The 18,268-nt window shown below is 54.3% G+C and carries 20 protein-coding genes; 7 read left to right on the plus strand and 13 right to left on the minus strand.

The features are described from left to right. Positions 1 to 64 precede the first annotated feature (64 nt). Positions 65 to 3,835, plus strand: a complete 3,771-nt coding sequence (gene bchH, locus XM38_RS00925; protein ID WP_088431475.1) for a magnesium chelatase subunit H — start codon at positions 65 to 67, stop codon at positions 3,833 to 3,835. A 29-nt stretch (positions 3,836 to 3,864) separates the two neighbouring features. On the opposite strand, the gene XM38_RS00930 is transcribed toward bchH, so the two are convergent. Then, positions 3,865 to 4,110 (minus strand): acetyltransferase, encoded by a 246-nt coding sequence (locus XM38_RS00930; RefSeq protein ID WP_080810874.1) that lies wholly within the window; start codon positions 4,108 to 4,110, stop codon positions 3,865 to 3,867. A gap of 18 nt (positions 4,111 to 4,128) precedes the next feature. Continuing rightward, positions 4,129 to 4,659, minus strand: a complete 531-nt coding sequence (locus XM38_RS00935; protein WP_080810872.1) for a pentapeptide repeat-containing protein — start codon at positions 4,657 to 4,659, stop codon at positions 4,129 to 4,131. Positions 4,660 to 5,376: 717 nt separating this feature from the next. Here XM38_RS00935 and XM38_RS00940 point away from each other — a divergent pair. Then, positions 5,377 to 6,324: an aldo/keto reductase gene (locus tag XM38_RS00940; protein WP_225889422.1), complete on the plus strand. Its 948-nt coding sequence runs from the start codon at positions 5,377 to 5,379 to the stop codon at positions 6,322 to 6,324. A 26-nt stretch (positions 6,325 to 6,350) separates the two neighbouring features. On the opposite strand, the gene XM38_RS00945 is transcribed toward XM38_RS00940, so the two are convergent. Both XM38_RS00945 and XM38_RS00950 read right to left on the minus strand, forming a co-directional pair. Further along, the gene (locus XM38_RS00945) at positions 6,351 to 6,779 is read right to left on the minus strand and encodes a hypothetical protein (protein WP_080810869.1); all 429 of its coding nucleotides are present in this window, start codon (positions 6,777 to 6,779) and stop codon (positions 6,351 to 6,353) included. 95 nt (positions 6,780 to 6,874) lie between these two features. Beyond that, entirely contained in the window at positions 6,875 to 8,245 is a 1,371-nt protein-coding gene (locus XM38_RS00950) for an IS4 family transposase (protein ID WP_080804995.1), read from the minus strand. A gap of 115 nt (positions 8,246 to 8,360) precedes the next feature. Between XM38_RS00950 and XM38_RS00960 the strand changes: the two genes are divergently transcribed. The 5 genes from XM38_RS00960 (at position 8,361) to XM38_RS00980 (ending at position 12,069) form a co-directional block, all read left to right on the plus strand. Next, a complete protein-coding gene (locus XM38_RS00960) occupies positions 8,361 to 8,543 on the plus strand; it encodes a hypothetical protein (RefSeq protein ID WP_080810867.1) in 183 nt (60 codons plus the stop codon). A gap of 40 nt (positions 8,544 to 8,583) precedes the next feature. Beyond that, positions 8,584 to 9,054, plus strand: a complete 471-nt coding sequence (locus XM38_RS00965) for a hypothetical protein (RefSeq protein WP_137454976.1) — start codon at positions 8,584 to 8,586, stop codon at positions 9,052 to 9,054. An 88-nt stretch (positions 9,055 to 9,142) separates the two neighbouring features. After that, positions 9,143 to 9,562: a hypothetical protein gene (locus XM38_RS00970; RefSeq protein WP_080810931.1), complete on the plus strand. Its 420-nt coding sequence runs from the start codon at positions 9,143 to 9,145 to the stop codon at positions 9,560 to 9,562. A gap of 151 nt (positions 9,563 to 9,713) precedes the next feature. After that, positions 9,714 to 10,616 (plus strand): MFS transporter, encoded by a 903-nt coding sequence (locus tag XM38_RS00975; protein WP_225889135.1) that lies wholly within the window; start codon positions 9,714 to 9,716, stop codon positions 10,614 to 10,616. A gap of 661 nt (positions 10,617 to 11,277) precedes the next feature. Beyond that, complete coding sequence (locus XM38_RS00980) at positions 11,278 to 12,069, plus strand: WecB/TagA/CpsF family glycosyltransferase (protein ID WP_080810863.1); 792 nt, start codon at positions 11,278 to 11,280, stop codon at positions 12,067 to 12,069. Between the two features lie 19 nt (positions 12,070 to 12,088). Here XM38_RS00980 and XM38_RS25620 read toward each other — a convergent pair whose 3' ends face one another. The 9 genes from XM38_RS25620 to rpmH form a co-directional block, all read right to left on the minus strand. Further along, a complete protein-coding gene (locus XM38_RS25620; protein WP_187329224.1) occupies positions 12,089 to 12,259 on the minus strand; it encodes a hypothetical protein in 171 nt (56 codons plus the stop codon). Positions 12,260 to 12,433: 174 nt separating this feature from the next. Continuing rightward, positions 12,434 to 12,898 carry an SH3 domain-containing protein gene (locus tag XM38_RS00985; RefSeq protein ID WP_080814311.1) on the minus strand — a complete coding sequence of 155 codons (465 nt, stop codon included), beginning with the start codon at positions 12,896 to 12,898 and terminating at the stop codon, positions 12,434 to 12,436. A 209-nt stretch (positions 12,899 to 13,107) separates the two neighbouring features. Further along, on the minus strand, positions 13,108 to 14,631 hold the full coding sequence (locus tag XM38_RS00990) for an AAA family ATPase (protein ID WP_080810862.1): 1,524 nt from the start codon (positions 14,629 to 14,631) through the stop codon (positions 13,108 to 13,110). A gap of 62 nt (positions 14,632 to 14,693) precedes the next feature. Further along, a complete protein-coding gene (locus XM38_RS00995) occupies positions 14,694 to 15,212 on the minus strand; it encodes a YceD family protein (RefSeq protein WP_080810860.1) in 519 nt (172 codons plus the stop codon). Between the two features lie 23 nt (positions 15,213 to 15,235). Further along, a complete protein-coding gene (locus tag XM38_RS01000; RefSeq protein ID WP_391540799.1) occupies positions 15,236 to 15,727 on the minus strand; it encodes a Jag family protein in 492 nt (163 codons plus the stop codon). A 71-nt stretch (positions 15,728 to 15,798) separates the two neighbouring features. Beyond that, a complete protein-coding gene (yidC, locus tag XM38_RS01005; RefSeq protein ID WP_080810855.1) occupies positions 15,799 to 16,950 on the minus strand; it encodes a membrane protein insertase YidC in 1,152 nt (383 codons plus the stop codon). Positions 16,951 to 17,032: 82 nt separating this feature from the next. Next, a complete protein-coding gene (locus XM38_RS01010; protein ID WP_080810853.1) occupies positions 17,033 to 17,425 on the minus strand; it encodes a PH domain-containing protein in 393 nt (130 codons plus the stop codon). After that, positions 17,412 to 17,819: a ribonuclease P protein component gene (gene rnpA / locus XM38_RS01015; protein WP_080810929.1), complete on the minus strand. Its 408-nt coding sequence runs from the start codon at positions 17,817 to 17,819 to the stop codon at positions 17,412 to 17,414. Before rnpA ends, XM38_RS01010 begins: the two co-directional genes overlap by 14 nt. 245 nt (positions 17,820 to 18,064) lie before the next feature. Further along, the gene (rpmH, locus tag XM38_RS01020; RefSeq protein WP_080810851.1) at positions 18,065 to 18,202 is read right to left on the minus strand and encodes a 50S ribosomal protein L34; all 138 of its coding nucleotides are present in this window, start codon (positions 18,200 to 18,202) and stop codon (positions 18,065 to 18,067) included. Between the last annotated feature and the right edge of the window lie 66 nt (positions 18,203 to 18,268).

Raw genomic sequence — 18,268 nt, forward strand, 5'->3', positions numbered from 1 at the left:
TTAACACTGATAATCTCTGACTATGATCAAAGTGGCTCCTACCCCTGATTCAACGGATTTCCCTATGGCACGCATCGTTTTGATCGCCGGATTTGAGGCCTTTAACACCGACCTCTATCGCCAGGCCGCTGAACTGGCCCAACGGCGTTGCCCTGAGTTAGACGTGCGGGTGTTTTGCGATCGCAGCCTCAGCAGCGAACCGGAGCGGGTAGAGGCAGCCCTGGCCGGCGCCGACGCCGTCTTCGCCAGCCTCGTTTTTGACTATGACCAAGTGCTGTGGCTGCGGCAACGGGTCCAAGCCATTCCGGTGCGGCTGGTGTTTGAGTCGGCCCTAGAATTGATGGCCCTGACTCGCCTGGGCAAATTCACCATTGGCGAGAAACCCAAAGGCATGCCCAAGCCAGTGCAGTTCATCCTGAGTAAATTCGGCAGTGGCAACGAAGAAGATCGCCTGGCCGGATACCTGAGCTTCCTAAAGGTAGGGCCGAAACTGCTGAAATACATTCCGGCCCGCAAGGTGCAAGACCTGCGTAACTGGCTGATCATTTACGGGTATTGGAATGCCGGTGGTCCCGATAACGTAGCCGCCATGCTCTGGTACTTGGCCCAGCAGTATCTAGGCCTATCCGTGGGCGACATTCCCGAGGTGATTGAGACCCCCAACCAAGCCCTCTTGCATCCAGACCATGGCGGCTATTTTGCATCCCCCAAGCAATATCTAGACTGGTACCGGCAATCCCAAGGCGATATCGCCGACCGTCCGGTGGTGGGCTTGCTGCTCTACCGTAAACATGTCATTACTAAACAGCCCTATATTCCCCAACTGATCCAGGCCTTCGAAGCAGCCGGGCTGGTGCCCCTGCCCATCTTCATCAATGGGGTGGAGGGCCATGTGGCGGTGCGTGACTGGCTCACCAGTGCCTACGAGCAGAGCCAACGGCGCCAAGGCCAGATCGATATCCCCTCCCTTGCCGACGAGGCAGGCCAGGTCGATGCCATCGTCTCCACCATCGGCTTTCCTCTGGTAGGCGGCCCGGCCGGGTCCATGGAGGCCGGTCGCCAAGTGGCCGTGGCCACGCGCATTCTCAGGGCCAAAAACGTGCCCTACTGCGTGGCCGCCCCGCTGTTGATCCAAGACATCCACTCTTGGACGCGTCAGGGGGTGGCGGGGCTGCAAAGTGTGGTGCTCTATGCCCTGCCCGAGTTAGACGGGGCCATCGATACGGTGCCCTTGGGCGGCTTGGTGGGCGATCGCATCTATCTAGTGCCGGAGCGGCTGCAGCGACTGACCCAACGGGTGAGGGCCTGGATTAGGTTGCGGCGCAAACCCGTGGCAGAGCGCAAGGTCGCCATCATTCTCTATGACTTTCCACCGGGGTATGGGGCCACGGGCACGGCGGCCCTGCTGAATGTGCCCGACTCCCTGATCAGCCTGCTGCAGGCTCTCAAACAGGCTGGCTACATCGTGGGGGACCTACCCGCCGATGGCGACACCCTGCTGGCCCAGGTCAAGGCCGCCGATGAAGCCATGCCTGGCCAGTCCCCTGCCCCAGACACCGTGTCCCTCAGAACCCTGGAAACCTGGCTGAGTTATATCCAGCGTCGCCGCATGGAGAAGCACTGGGGCGACTTCACCCAGACCGGCATCAAAACCTGGGGGGAGGAATTTCTGCTGGGGGGCGTCTGCTTGGGCAATGTCTGGATCGGCGTACAGCCGCCCTTGGGCATTCCTGGAGACCCGATGCGATTAATGTTCGAGCGCGATCTCACCCCTCATCCTCAATATGCTGCCTTCTACCACTGGCTGCAACGGGATTTCAAGGCCGATGCCGTGGTCCACTTCGGCATGCATGGCACCGTGGAATGGCTGCCGGGCTCTCCTCTGGGCAACACCGGCTATTCTTGGCCCGATATCCTGATGGGCCAATTGCCCCACCTGTATGTCTACGCCGCCAACAACCCGTCAGAATCTATCCTGGCTAAGCGCCGGGGCTATGGGGTGCTGATTTCCCACAACGTGCCCCCCTACGGTCGGGCCGGACTCTACAAGGAACTGGCAACTCTGCGGGACCTGATCAGCGAGTATCGGGAAGACCCCCAGAAAAATGCCCTGCTCAAAGAGGCGATTCTGGCCAAAATTGTTGACACGGGCCTAGATGCTGACTGCCCCTTTCCAGAAGCTAAACAACTGGGCATGGAGTTCACCCCCGAGAATGCCCGCTTGTTCAGTAATGAGGCATTTCATCGCTATCTGATCAGCCTCTATGACTATTTGCAGGTGCTCGAGAATCGCCTGTTTTCCAGTGGCTTGCATCGCCTGGGACAGCCTCCAGATGCAGCTGCCCTAGCCAGCTACCTCCAGGCCTATTTTGGCGAGCGGTTGTCGCCATCGGTGCTGCAGGCCATCGCCACCGGGGAAGATCAGGATCTAGCCTTGGAGCAACGGGTGGAAGCGTTACGCCAGCGCTACTATTGGGCCGTGACTGGCGAGGCAGAGCTGGCGCAGGTGCGATCGCACCTGCGCCAGGCCCTTACCATCTGTGAGGGCTTAGCCCAAACCAGCGATGAGATCACCAATCTGCTGCGAGGGCTCAATGGCGAATATATTCCCCCGGCCCCAGGGGGCGATCTGTTGCGGGATGGCCCCGGCGTCTTGCCCACGGGCCGCAATATCCATGCCCTCGATCCCTACCGCATGCCCTCTCCCGCCGCCCATGCCCGGGGCCGGGCCATTGGCCGCAAGCTCATTGCCCAGCACCTAGCAGACCAGGGCACCTATCCAGAGACGGTGGCGGTGATGCTCTGGGGCCTAGATGCCATCAAAACCAAAGGCGAGTCCCTGGGGATTCTGCTGGAGTTGGTGGGGGCCGAACCGGTGAAGGAGGGGACTGGTCGCATCGTCCGCTATGAGCTGATGCCCCTAGAGCAGCTGGATCATCCTCGCATCGATATTCTGGCCAACCTGTCGGGGATCTTTCGCGATAGTTTCGCCAATATCCTAGAGCTGCTGGATGACTTGTTTCGCCGGGCGGCAGCAGCCGATGAGCCCGAGACCCAGAACTTCATCCGTAAACATGCCCTGGCCCTGCAGGCCCAGGGCATCGAGAACCCCTCGGCGCGCCTATTCTCTAACCCCGCCGGAGACTATGGCTCCCTGGTCAATGATCGGGTGGTGGACAGCAACTGGGAAACCAGCCGGGAACTGGGGGATACCTGGTGCGATCGCAACAGCTTCAGCTATGGCCGTCAAGATCAAGGCCAAGCTCGCCCCGAAGTCCTGCAAACCCTCCTAAACAGCACCGATCGCATCGTGCAGCAGATCGACTCGGTGGAATATGGCCTCACCGACATCCAGGAATACTACGCCAACACCGGGGCCTTAAAACAGGCCGCCGAGCAACGACGAGGGCGCTCCGTCACCGCTAGCTTCGTCGAGAGCTTCTCCAAAGACACCACCCCCCGCCAGCTAGAGGAGGTGCTACGGCTAGAGTATCGCACCAAGCTGCTCAACCCCAAATGGGCCGAAGCTATGGCTGCCCAGGGCTCGGGGGGAGCCTACGAAATCTCCCAACGGCTAACAGCCATGGTGGGCTGGGCCGGCACTGCCAATTTCAAAGACGCCTGGGTCTACGACCAAGCTGCTGCCACCTACGCCTTTGACCAGGCTATGGCAGAACGACTGCGCCAAGCCAATCCAGAGGCCTGGCGCAATGTGGTAGGGAGATTGCTGGAGGCCCATGGTCGTGGCTTCTGGACCCCTGATGAAGACACCCTAGAGCGACTACAATCTCTCTACGACGAGGCTGATATGGCCCTAGAGGGGGTTAGCCTCTGAGCCGGGGCCAGCGTTGCCCCGGCTGCCAACTATGATACTAATGCCGCCTGGTCGCGGTCAGACCCTGTAGCCTCCCGGTAGTGAGGATCTCGCCAACAGAGAGGCAGCGCTTCGCCAGAGGGGAACCGCAACTCCGATTTCACGAAGGTTTCCGGCTCCTGCAGCTCTTCTCCGGCGTGAAATCGACCGCTAATTTGATCCTGACAGGGATCCCAAAGGTCATGCAGACTCAAGACTTCTACCAGATTATGGGTGGGAGTATGCTTCAAAAACATCGGATGATATCCTCCAACTCAATGACTCCCCCAGGACACCCAACGATGGTCAGTGCCACAGGCGGTTTCCGTTTGCAATGTCTTGGCTTGTGCCAAATCAGTACCCTCCATGTCGGTGTCTTCTAAATCAACTCCGGTGATGCAGGCACTGGCCAAATTAACGTGACGGACACTGGCACCGCTTAGGGCGACTTCTGTGAGGTTAGCTCCCCGTAGATCGGCGTTATCTAAGATAGCGGTGCGCAGGTCAGCCTGAGTCAGGTCTGCCCCGACTAAACTGGCGTGTCGAAGTTCAGCACCGATGAAATTGACTTCCCTTAGAGTGGCTCCACTCAGATCTGCCTGGCTGAGGTCAGCGTCTGTGAGGTTGGCGCAGCTCAGGTCAGCGCGACACAAGTTAGCCCCACTCAGGTCTGCTCCACTCAGGTCTGCCCCAGTAAAATCGACGCCACTGAGGAATTTACCAGTCAGATCAACGCCATGGAGCTGCACTTTAGAGAAGTTACGGTGGCCTTGATTGAATTCGTGGAGAAGTTGCTGAATATCCATGTTGTCTACGTCCTTGTCTAAATGGACACGACTTTAGACACCAGCAGGTTGATCACCCTTAGGACTCTTGGATTGAAGATTGACCCCGGGGAAAACTCCAGCAGCCTCTCAGCTGGACTTTTTAATATGGCCAGAGACATCTCATGACCAGCCAAGATAATGGCCCACTGAGATATTGATACAGCGACCTGCCATATCTAAAGTTATTGTTTATTATCGCGTGTTTCCAGTAGCGATAGGCCGTAGATTTACAGAACGATAATTCATCTCCCGGACTCAAGCCGAGGCAAATCCATAGACATATCAAAGGATTACCAAACACTTTACCCAGTGTTTAAAGGTGGCTACTCGCCCAGTTGCGATGGCTGTTGGTATAGCCCAGGCTCTGCCTACAGGCCAGTCGAAGACTATTTATTTCTGAACATTTTGGCGATCCTATAAACTGCAACGTGTTGCGTAGGACACCACTTTTACCGTGGCCGCGCTACAGCATGATGTCTTCTGCTTGCCCTTATCTGAGGGCAGCAGCACTGTGGTATTCGACTCCTTGAGGCGGCTCATCCCAACGCTATAAATAGGGCCGTTTTGACCTGTATCCTAACTAAAGAGAGCCTCTCCCTAACTGTTACCAATCCCATGTCTACTCCGCTAGCGAGGAAGTCTCCTGTGACCGCGAACGTTCCAGTGGATCCGTCCCCTACCCTGTCGCTGCCCCCCATGGGTTGTGGCACCTGGGCCTGGGGCAATCGATTGCTCTGGGGCTATGACGAAAGTATGGATGCCGAGTTACAGGCTGTCTTCAACCTCTACATGGGCAGTGGTATCACTCTGTTTGACAGCGGAGATTCCTATGGTACTGGGCGCCTGCTGGGTCGCAGTGAACAACTGCTAGGACGCTTCGCCAAGGACTACACTGGCCCCAATCAAGAGAGTCTCTGCATCGCCACCAAGCTAGCTGCTTACCCTTGGCGGTTAACCTCAGAGGCCATGGTTAGGGCCTGTCAGGCATCGGCTGAACGCCTTGGTCGCCCGGTGGATTTGGCCCAGCTACACTGGTCGACGGCGAATTATTTTCCCTGGCAGGAGTGGCCTCTACTAGATGGCCTCATGGATCTCTATGAGCGGGGCCTAGTGCGGGGCGTTGGCTTATCTAACTTTGGCCCGCAGCGATTGAAACAGGTATATCAACGATTTAGGGAGCGGGGAGTACCCATCGCCACGCTGCAGGTGCAATACTCTTTGATCTCTACCTATCCGGTTGTAGAGCTGGGCCTCAAGGACCTATGCGACGAACTGGGAATTCAGCTGATTGCCTATAGTCCCCTAGGGCTGGGCCTCTTGACCGGTAAATACGACGAAAAGGGGCCCTTCCCGAAGGGCCTGCGACGGTTTCTATTTCCTTACCTACTGTCGGGTATCCGCCCGGTACTAGATGCCCTGCAGGCCATTGCCCTATTCCGTCAGAAAACCCCTGCCCAGGTGGCCATCAACTGGTGTATCTGTAAGGGAACCATCCCGATTCCGGGCGCTAAAACCCTAGCTCAAGCCCAACAAAATTTAGCGGCTCTGGGTTGGCAACTCGAGGCCGGAGAAGTCATGGAACTCGATCGAGCCGCCGCCCGCTGTAAACGCCACATGGTCCAGAATATCTTTCAAACTCGATAACTCATAGCGATGCTATTGACCTCTGCCTAGTAGCGCCAGTGCCGTTTGCCTTTGACAAACACCCCCAACAGGAGGCCCACAAACAGGGGATAGCTGAATCGGACTAGAAAAGTACTCAGGGGAATGATGGACTTCAACCACAGCATCAAAACCAAGCAAGCAACCAAGGCCCAGAGGGTGGCTGCATCGGGCAATATCTGAGTAAAAAAACGATCCAATAAGATGACGGCTAGGGCACCGATACCGGCGCCAACCAATACCGTTAATATCAGTCCCAGTAGCCCCGCCAGGGGAAACAGACGTCCTGAACCTGCAAGCAATCCAGTGCGGCTAAGGCCAAGTAAGCCCTGCAGCAGCAGTAGATCTAGTCCTGTGGCGATGATCACTGTCAGCAGGGCATTCTGCAGTAGTATCACCCAGGGAATCGATTTCAAGCGCCAGAGGGGATCACGCATGAATTATGCCGGTCAGAGAGGTCTGTGCCCATTATGGGATGATTCCACTGGGGATGATAGTAATCTCTAGTCGAATGGCACTGACGTAAGCCCTATCAAGCGACCAGCTTAGCTTTCAGGACCGAGCGGGGTTCTTGCATTCTTGGAAAAGGTTTAGGACGACGTTTGACGACTCGAGGTTCTGAGCGGTTCGGTCGAGGGGGAATTATCAGCTCTCGCACAGCGCTTAACAAGGCTTGGTACCCCTGCCCTCGCTTGGATGGAGCCAGATGCAGGAACTCGGCTCGGAAGTGATTGAATTGTTGCCGAGTGCCCTGCAGGGAGACCCGTAAAGCGCCGACCTCAGAGTGGGCTGTGGCATCCCACATCAGCGTCCGCAGCAGATTGTAGCTCACCAAATGCAGCCAAATACTTTTGGTTACCATGGCCGGCGTTTTGGCCGCAATCATCTCCATGGCTAAGGTGGTCTTGAGATGCCTGAGATTGACTTCGCTAGCCTGCCAACGGCGGTGATAGAGTTCGGCCAATTTGGCTTTGGGATAGCGTTTAGGGTCTCTCAGCGTGGTCACCACCACTACGTTGGTGGGGCGAAACCCAGGCACCTGAATCGAGAGATAGACTTCCCGCACCTCAATCGACTCGGGCAAGGCCCCAAGCTCCCCAGATGAGAGGGCCTTGGGGTATTGTTTCGGGCGCTGCCAACGGACGATGTGGTCGCCAATGCCTAATTTTTTGCCTCGCCTGAAATCACAGCGGCGCTGATGATGCTTGCGAAAGACGGCATCGGCTCCCGTCAAGGCGACCCAGGCCAGATCCACATAGGTGCCATAGGCTGAATCGGCCACCACCACATCCTCCGGGCGCAGCTTCCGATAGAGTTGGCGGGCCAAGCGCCATTCACTCACCCGAAAGGGGGCCATCGCCACCTCCAGGACCGCGCCGGTCGTCACACAAAACCACACCTGCAGCTTGAGAATGGGAAAGCCACAGCCGGCTTTTTGATTGCTGTGTTGGGGATACGCCGCTTGATTGGCTGCGGTATCACTCATCAAGACGGTCGTCGCATCAAAGGCCTTGACCGGACGACCACACCACCGTTGAGCGGGCGGCACCTTCTGTCGCAAGGCCCTCGCTACCCGCTGTAACAAAGGCGGGAAAATTGACTCGGGAAGACGTTTTCGCGCTTTACTGTAGCCCCCGGTATCGGCTGACGGCACCGTCAATCCCGACAAGCTCATCCAGGTCGTCACCCGCTTGACGGCATGACTGAGACTACCATCGACATCGAGCACTTGGGAGAGCCAACTCCAGAGCACCACCATGGGCGTGTATAACACTCGGCGATACCGGATTCCTTGCTCGTTCAGCACTGACTGAATCTCAGCTTCCGGCAGCACCTCAGCAAACGGGAGAGCGATACTGTTCTGGTATTTCTCCTTGAGGACTTCGGCACGATTCGGCATCATAGAGGCATAGTTATGGGCTTCAACACTTCGATTCTTACAGATCAAGCGCTTGAAGCCTTTTCTGCTCTCTTATGTCAGTGCCATTCATCTCTAGTCAATCGCAACGGGTCAACCCATGGTGTATGATGCCCCTGCTCCGACCGATGTCTTACTGCTATTGCACTGCACTATTGGCCTAGTAGCGGCCCAATTAGCTCACCAGCAGGGACGAGATCTGGGCCGATGGTTGATTTGGGGCATGGTGGGGGGAACCCTAGCGTTGGTGATGGTATTGGCCGATTCGCCCAGATCACCCTGATGGTTATTCTCTCTACCGTAAAGAGACACAGGATCTCCCTATGGCTAGACACAGACCTCCCATGGGCCATGCCTACGGTTGGATGATTGGATTGGTGCTCATGTCCCTGGGCTATGGGGTCGGGGGGTGGCTGCTCGCGGCCTTTCAGGTACCTGGGATCGTCTGGTGGGTGACTCAGGCCTGTACGGTGCATCTGGCGATCTCGGGCCCCAGTGCCATTTTGCTGAGTAATCTCTGGGTGATTGGGTTGATGTTGGTCTGTGCGGCAGAGCAACCCTGGCCTGCCCTATGGCCGGCTCGTATTCCTACTCACCATGCCCAAACTTGGGCCACGATTTTGATCGGGCTCTGGGGAGTTGCGATCGCATTGATCCTGCTCCTAGCCTGGTTCTCCCATTGGTTAGACACCAAGGGCTATAGTTGTCGTCACCGAGTCATCTGGTTGCTGCCCCTCTGCTGGGGCGCCCTAGGCATTGGTGCCTGGATCTACCGAGTTGGCCTAGGCAGCTAGCGGCGATAGTATCAGCGATGGCTAAATACTAAATATCGTGGTCAGCCCCATTACTCTCCGTCTCTGTCTCCTCTATTCCTCAACCACAATGACCTCGTCCTTACCCCGTCAGTTCCACCGCGCTCCCAACACAATTGCTGACTACTTGCACCAGATGGATCCTGAGGTGCTGCAGAGTCTTAGCCTGACCCAGCGGAGTGAAGTGGAGCGCATCTTGGCCCAGGCCCTGCCGAAACCGGCTCCCAAAATCGTCGATTTGCGCTTTCGGGTCGATCTGATTCTCTCCCGCTTTTATGTGGTGTTGCTCGTGGGTAAGGATCGTCGTCGCCAGCGGCGTCACTATCCCCAAAGCGCCCTGAACCGACTGGGGAATTTCATCGCCGCCGTGGTCTTGCTCTTGAGCCTTAACTTAGCCGTGAGTGGGGGGCTGTTTCTCGCGGCCTATCTGGTCAAATCAGCCGTCGGGATTAACCTGCTACCAGGACATATGGGCGATTATCTGCGTTAGATCTCGGCCAGAGCTAGATTGACTCCTAGAGGAATGACCGACATCTGATAGAACCGGTATTCCCCCTTAGGGAACCTCGGTGTCGTGGCCTCTGTTAGGCTTGCTGAGCCGGCTGAGCCATGCAGTTGCTTATTGCATAGACAGGGACATTATGGTGCATGGATGGATGCGTCGCTTTCGAGACTGGCTTCCCGATCTCGACCAGCGAGTGTGGATATTGGCGGGGGGACGACTGCTGTCCCAAGTCGGCATTGGCTTCACCCTGTTCTATGCCCCCATCTTCTTCGTTGATCGAGTGGGCCTGACAGCGACTCAGGTGGGATTGGGCATTGGCAGTGGATCCCTGTCGGGAATGATTGCTCGCTTTCTGGGCGGATCGATGGCCGATTCCCCCCGTTGGGGCCGCCGCTTCACCCTACTGCTCTCGGCCCTAGTGTCGGCCGCTGCCGATGGCATCTTAGTGGCCACCCACAACTTTCCCACCTTTATTCTGGGCAACTTGCTGATGGGCTTTGGCATTGGCCTCTACTGGCCTGCCACCGAAGCCATGGTGGGTGGCGGTCTTTCAGAGAATGCCATCAGCTGGCTGTTTACCGGCCATGTGGCCTTGGCAGCCCTTTGCCAGTTATCCATTGCTCGGGCCCTGAAACCACTCCCCTTACCTCGGGCCTTGATGATCTCCGCCTGTCTCTGGGGCCTGAGTTTCTGTCTCACTTGGCAGGCAGGGATCGCCGCTACAGGGGCCCTAGGCTGGGCCCTTATGGCCCTCGGCGTGATGGCCCTGGCCATGGCGGCCTATACTCCGATTGCTTCGTCTTTGGTGGCGGTTTTGGCTCCCGAGGCGTTACGAGGGGTGTATTTATCGATTAATTCCATGTGTTGGGCCATCGGTTATTTCATGGGCCCACCGTTGGGAGGCTGGGCATTGGACCAATCCCGTGCGATCGCAAATAGTTTTTGGCTAGCCCTTGCCTTGAGTGTCGCCCTAGGCTTAGGCGGATTACGGCTTCTGGACCAACGCCTAGATAGGGCCGCAACGGAGCACTCATCGTAATACAGAATCTTCGTCAGGGAGCAGTCAAGGGAGTAACGCTGCTGTCATGGTGCCATTTGTCACTAACCCATGACCGTACAATCCCTGATTTCCCAGCATAGGTCGCCCTGTCAATGGCATGGATACGTCCTAAAGTCCTCGTCCAAACAGCCTCTTAAACAGAGTCACGGCATTCTTCACAACAACTTGTCAGTAGTTCGGGGGATTTCTGCCTAATATTAGAGGCAAGCAACGTTGATATGTAGCCTACAGGAACCCAATTATGCTGCCTCTTTACATTGAATTTATAATTCCAAAGCCTACTTAAACAAATCAGAGTTTCTACCGCCTTGGTCAGGATTATAGTTTCCTCCTAGAAGATAGATTTTTGCCAATCTCTTAGATTTATTGAGTGAACGTGTAGGTTTCAAGACATTCCTGTGTAGCTGCTAGGTCGTCGCTCCCTCGATCAATTCTGGGAAATATTGGCTGGCAGACCAGGAACCTCTTAGCGCACCATCCTGACATCTGAGCCGTTGTGTTTTCGTCTCATCATCGACAAAAGACAAAATTGACCCCGATAAATCAGGGGAACGATTGATGGACGGGATGACGATCCATGGCTCTAAAAAATCCTTAACTTTAGCTTATCCGCAGACGTTTACCTTGAAGAGATCCAGGTATGGCTGACTACATCCCTAAAATTGAGATCATTGGCTCCCCGGTCACAGCCCTTACCTTTACTCAGCAGATGCAGCAAATCGTCTCTTGGGCCCAAGCCCGATCCAGTCGATGTGTGTGCGTGGCCAATGTGCATATGCTGATGGAAGCCTATTGGCGAAGTGATCTGAAAGATATTTTAAGACAAGCCGATATCGTCAGCCCCGACGGCACACCCTTGGTGTGGATGATGCGACTAATAGGGGCTCCACGCCAAGATCGAGTGGCGGGTTTCGATATCTTAGAAGCGATCGCAAAACGTTGTTCTAACACGGAGGTCAGTCTTTTCTTCGTGGGCTCCGAGCAGCATGTTCTAGATAAAATGCGACAACGGTTGCTGCGGGATTTCCCCAACGTCACCATCGCTGGCATGCAACCCTTACCCTTTCGCCCCCTCACTCGAGCAGAGGACAGCGACCTGATTGAGCAAATCAATAACAGTGGGGCTGGCATCGTCTTTGTCTCCCTAGGCTGCCCTAAGCAGGAGTATTGGATGGGCCAGCATCGGGGCAAAATTTCGGCGGTTATGGTTGGGTTGGGCGGTGCGTTCTCAGTCTATGCCAGGATACATAAACGAGCCCCTCGTTTCATTCGAGACTTAGGCCTAGAGTGGTTCTATCGGCTTATCCAAGAACCGAAGCGTCTGTGGAAACGATACAGCGCCACGATCCCTCCCTTCCTATGGTTAGCGATAAAACAGCTTTGGGGTCGTCGCCGTGCTCAGAAAATATCAGAGACTAAGAGCGCCGGTTAGATCTGTGTTCAGACCGAGTTCAATTGCCCATGGAATGATCTAAGAACACAGCCGCAACCGCAGCAAACAGGGTAATGGCTAAGGCAAGCCAAGGAGACTGCCCCTGACTAACGGCAAACGAGGTAATCACCCCGGCGCCCAATCCAGCAGTCACTGCGGCTCCAATCCAATCTTTCTGGGTCTTATACATAATGGTTTCCGGAAGCGATACTGTCAGCCTAAACACATGCGTTGACCAAACTTATCATCTTCCTTCTGGGGCCATGGATGAGGAGGACGGATCTTGAGACGAAGCTTTAGTTAGCGAGAGTTTTCTTTACAAAAGTCGCTCTTAGGGACTCCCTGCTGTCTACTCAAGCAGGTATTAGTCAAGGCGACGCGTATTTCCCGACTTAATCCACCCTTCTTGGCCGGTATCTGGCAGTCTCACCCGCATCCACTCTTGATCAGCACTTTCTTCTAAGACGATCACGGTTTCGTTATAGTCAATACCGCCAGCTCGCTGAAAGGTAGTCCCTGGTCCCTCTCGCAACACCATGCCGATGGGTTGGACGATGATTGCCTCGTATCCCTCTGGGGAAGCACTGGGGTCTGGGGTGGGAGAGGCCGTTGCGATCGCAGGAGTGGAATCCGCAGGAAGGGCAGCAGTCGTTACAGATTCTGGATTCGATCGAATCGGCGTATCATTCTCAAAAATAGGCTTAGGAGGTTGTACAGCCAGCCGAGCCATAAAGTATCGGACCGTCACGACTCCGGCTAACGACATCAATAGTAAGGCCACCACAATCCCCAACATGACCTTGGTCAGTCCGAGAAATAACCCCCTCATTAGATTTCTCCCTGTCCGAGCCTCTACGTTATAACATGGTGCTATCGACGCCAGAATGCCATAACCCTTGTTCACGTCCCGGAATCATCCTTTAGAGCTAATTCGCAAAGAAAATCTTAAATGCCCTGCAAAGTGAGTTCTAACGGCGATTTTGCAAGCCTTGCTCTGGCTACTGTCTAGGCAGTTTGCAAATCACCTCTTAGCCTGGTTCAGTCTGGCTCTGAGAACGGCGGCGATAGACGACGACTCAACTCATTGCTGCGAGAAGCTAAGCGAGCTCTGCCAGAGGTCGCCCAAGCCTGCAGAGCTTTAATCTGATCCTGAGCAGTGCGGGCCAAGGGTACAATTTGGCTAGCCGCTTCCAAAATATCATCAGTGGTAAAGTCTCGATCTTGACTAAACCCAATATGCATGGCTTCAACGATAGCCTGCTCAATCTCAGCCCCAGAAAAGTCAGGGGTTTCATAGGCTAAACGGCCCAGATCATAATTCTGCAAGTTGTGGGGTCGCAGATGAGAGAGATGCACCTCAAAGATGGCCTTGCGCTCCGCCTGACTAGGTAGGCCCACAAAGAAGATTTCATCGAATCGTCCCCGTCGCAGCATCTCCGGAGGTAAAGCCTGAATATTATTGGCCGTAGCCACCACAAATACTGGCGAGGTCTTTTCTGCCAACCAGGTAATAAATGTGCCGAAGACGCGGCTCGCCGTCCCAGAGTCGCCATGGCCCTCGACACCAGCAAAGGCCTTTTCAATTTCATCGATCCAAAGTACGCACGGTGCCAGAGCTTCAGCCAGTTGGATCATCTGGCGAGTGCGGGCCTCTGACTCTCCGACTAACCCCCCAAATAAGCGCCCCACATCTAATCGTAGGAGAGGCAAATGCCAGTGATGAGCAATGGCTTTGGCAGTCAGCGATTTTCCTGTGCCCTGAATCCCAATGAGTAGCAAGCCCCGGGGATGAGGTAACCCATAATGGCGGGCTTTTTCTGAAAAGGCGTTGCCTCGCTTTAATAGCCAGTCTTTCAAGTTGTCTAGCCCGCCAATATCAGAGATGGTTTCGACCGCTGGGTAGAAGTCTAAAATCTGAGTCTGGCGGATAGTCTGGCGCTTTTCTTCCAAAATCAAATCCAGATCATCAGCCTGAAAAGTACCATGGGCCGCGATGCTGCGGGCAAGCACTCGGCGTACACGCTCTAGTGACAATCCCTGACAAGAGCGAACTAGATCATCTAACATCGACTCTGATGGGGCACTGCCGATGGCTGTCAACAGCTGGGATACCTCTGCGCGAATTTCAGTCGGAGACGGCAGAGTAAACTCGAGCACCGTGATAATTTCACTGAGATCATCGGGAATTGCTAACCGCGGCGATAGGATGACGATATTTTTGGGTTGAGATTTGAGGAGGCGACTCAAGTTACGGAGTTTGCGAGAAATCGCTATATCGTCGAGAAACCGATGAAAGTCTCTGAGCAGAAAGATAGCCGGAGCCGAGGCAGGCAGCTGTTCTACTAGCTCTAGAGCTTGCAGGGGATTACGGCGACCAAAACCAGCATCGTTGAGATTGCCTTGATACCCTTCCACGAAGTCCCAAATATAAACCCCTCGATTTCCCTGAGTTTGGGCACATTCAAGCACCGTTGCTTCGGCCCGCTCCTCTTCTTGGGTGGGGATATAGATGACTGGGTAGCGGGCCCGGATCAATAACTTGAGTTCATCGGAAAAATTCATAAATGCCTACGCGGGAGAATAGCACATCAGCTCCATGGCGGGAGTCGTTTCAAAAATCTCCATTATTCTTGGTCAGCTAGTTGTTGCTTGAGAGCGGCTAGGGCTGACCAACGCTGGTCGGCTAAGCCAGAGGATGGGACTTCTCCAGAGGATTCCTTTGCACTGACGCCAGGGCAGTCAGAGGCACATAGCTGCCGTTGGGGTAAAGCTAAGCAGAGTTGTTCATAGAGCCAGGTATTGGGATGGAAGTAGCCATTAGGCGGTAAAGTTTCCACTAGGTCCTCCGTAGTCACCTCCTGTTCGAGAGGAGCTGCCACCTTCTCTTGAGAGTTTTCTAGCCAGATTAACTCTTGGGTTTCAACCAGAAGTCGATGATTATAGTTTTGCAAACATCGGTGGCAGGTAAGGGTAACGATGGTTTCGGCCTGGCCTGAGACCTGCAGGTAATTCCCCTGGTGACTGACGCTGACATCTCCACGCACTGGTGTCAGGGTTTCTAGGTCAGCTAAGTACTCTTGGATAGAAATTACCTGAGTCTGATTGGGTGCACGCACCAGCTGAGGAATATAAACCGCATCCATAGTAAGGGTGACGATACCAACAATTAGGACTTGGCTAATCGAACTACAAGACGACGATCTGGTTCTTTACCACGACTAAAGGTCTCTAGACCCTCATAAACCTTCAAGAAGTGGTGGACTTGGCGCCGCTCAGCTGACGACAGGGCTCCGATTTCAAATTCTTCGCCTGTCGTTTGAGCCTGTTCAGCAGCATGGGTAGCAATGGCCCTGAGTTCTGCCTGGCGACGTTCTCGATACCCACATAGCTCAATCGTATACGCCTGCTGTTCAGGTTGAGGTTTCCCAAGGTTGAGCGTGGTATTAGCCAGATACTGAATGGAGTCCAGGACGATACCCCCTTCTCCTAACAGGGTATCAATCTGTTCTGGGGTTAATGAGGTGTCGTCAATAATTAGCCAACAACTAGCTCCTGCTTCATTTTCAACCCATTGACTCTTCACCTTGGATGGCATGCCCTGTAAGGTCAACAGGGATTGCAGCCAGTCAACTCCAGTGGTTTCTCGATTAGGGCCGATGCTCATTGCGGGTCTTAGCAGGTGCTTGAAGTGTCCTAGGGAGGGTCTAAAGACGCGACTCGCTAGTAAATCTAGGCTTTTTTCTTCGAATGTCCTGGTTCAAAGGGAAGGGGCTTACGACCATCGTCAGATGATTTGGTCGACGACTTGGAGGCCTCAGCGTCAACAATCTTCTGGAGGTTTTCAGGCAGGGGTTCCCGAGACAGGATAAAAGACTGTAAGGTCTGAAAGACGTTGGCAATCACCATGTACATCAACACCCCAGCTGGCAGGGGAAAGAAAAGGAACATGCCAGAGAAAATGATGGGAGTGAATTTATTGATGGCATTCTGCTGAGGGTTACCACTACCACCACTCTGACCAGATAGGATTTGGTTAACGTAGAGGCTAATCCCAAAGAAGAGGACCATCGACAGAATATCCCAGTGGATATCTCCTTCATCTCCTACAACGCCAACTCGACCCAGAGCTTTAATGAATAGAAACCCTTTGTTGGCAGCTAGGCCAGGTACTTTTGCTTGTACGGTGACATCACCAGGAGCTAGAGCTGTAAGATGACCATCTTCGTCAATAGATACTAGATCTTCACCTTTGGTGACGGTCCATGTGGGTTTCAAAGGCTGATCACCGTATTGTTGGGACAACTCCGTAATGCCAGCACCCTCATCAGATTGCAATCGAATATCAGTGGCCTCTCCGGTGACAAGACGGTCCCCTCCTGGGACGACTGCTGAGATAGGGAAGTGGGAACCGTCGGAGACATAAATTGTCTTAGGTGAGGTTGAGAATGTCTGAGGTTGAATTTGTTCGACCTTTTCCTGAGGAAAAATCTGTAAGTTAACGTCGTAGGTGACATCTGCAAAGGGCGATCCCCTTAAGGTTGCAAATAGGGCGAACAGGATAGGCATTTGCAGCAGAATAGGAAAGCATCCCGCCAGAGGATTGCCAAACTCTTTATAGACTTTCCCCATCTCCTCTTGAAGCTTGGTGGGATTGTCTTTGTAACGCTCCTGGATCTCCTTGACTTGCTTCTGCATGACTGGCTGAGCCACCTTCATGCGTCGCATGTTCCGGATGGAGCCAGCATTGAGGGGATAGAGCGCAAATCGGATTACTAAGGTTAATGCTACAATCGCTAATCCATAGCTGGGGACGATCCCGTAGAAGAAGTCCAGGATCGGCAGCATAATGTTGTTAGACAGGAAACCGATACCAAAATCCATGCGCTCTTTGCCTCAAGATGGGGCGTTGTCTACTCTACTCTATCTGAAGATTCCTATCATTTAGCAGTCTAAGTTGGGATCGTTAGCTACCCAAGGCACCGCTAACGGCTTGGGCTCGGTTGGATAGCTTACTATTGATATAATCATAAATTTCTCTAAATTTGGGGACGGCCCGGAGCTCCAGACGGCTGCCATCTTGAAGGGTGATAACCATATCTCCCCATAGGCCAATACCACGGGGGACGGTCACGATTTTAGTAATCTCGGAGTAGATAATGTCTGTTCGGCTACGCCCCAGCCAACCACCGGTGACGGAAATACGGCGATTGGTGATGCGGTAGCGTAGCCACAAGGCGCGGATAACGGCACCGACGGTGAGCGGCAAACAGATTACCGTAAGGCCCAATAGTACATTGATGATGAGATCACCAATGTGGGGACCTCCCTCATAATAAACATCCTCACGAATGCCCATCGATTACCTCTAATTGCATCAACAGCTGCTCTAATTCTTGCAAAATTTGCCGATAATCGCACTGTTGCACGGTGGGGTGTGCTGTAATTACCACAGTGATGCCTGGGTGTAGCCGAGGTAAGAGCTGCTGGAAAGCCGCTCGGATACGACGTTTCCAAAGATTACGCCCAACAGCCTGCTTACTCACCTTCTGGCTAACGGAGATACCGCATCTTGGTGGCTGCTGTGTCTGGGGCTGGAGATCGAATGGCTGGGCAGACTCTCGAGCGAGAGCAGGGTCGACGGCATCTAAAACTCGTACGGATAAGTGTGGAGATTTGGCCCGCCGACCGTGACGATATACCTGCGCAAACTCCTTGAAGTGCCGCAGCCGATGTTGCTTGGGTAGTGCCACGGTCTGATCTGCGGGATCAACAAAACAGGAGATGTTGCCAAGTGTGATGGGCCACAACCAAGCTAGTACTCTGTGGCAGAAATTATGCCTCTATTGACTAGCGTGGAAAGGCTGCACTTATCAGGATCGCCCTTTCTGCCTTCTGTCTTCCTACTTCTGCCTTGGCGTACTAGCCCCTCAAGGGCAACTAGGCCAATAGCTATTGCATCTCTCTGAGAAGCTCCCAACTCAGCTGATCCCTAGATTTAAACGGCCAAGCGAGCCCGTCCCTTACTGCGGCGAGCCCGAATCACCCGACGCCCAGTCTGAGTACGCATACGGGCGCGAAAGCCAGAGGTCCGCTTGCGCTTGCGGACAGTGCCTCCCAAAGTTCGTTTAGTCATAGCTTGCTCTCCTGCAACCGGAACTAGATTAAAGTCACGATCTCTAATGTTACCATCGAGCGTCAG

The sequence above is a fragment of the Halomicronema hongdechloris C2206 genome (assembly GCF_002075285.3).
Taxonomy (GTDB): domain Bacteria; phylum Cyanobacteriota; class Cyanobacteriia; order Phormidesmidales; family Phormidesmidaceae; genus Halomicronema_B; species Halomicronema_B hongdechloris.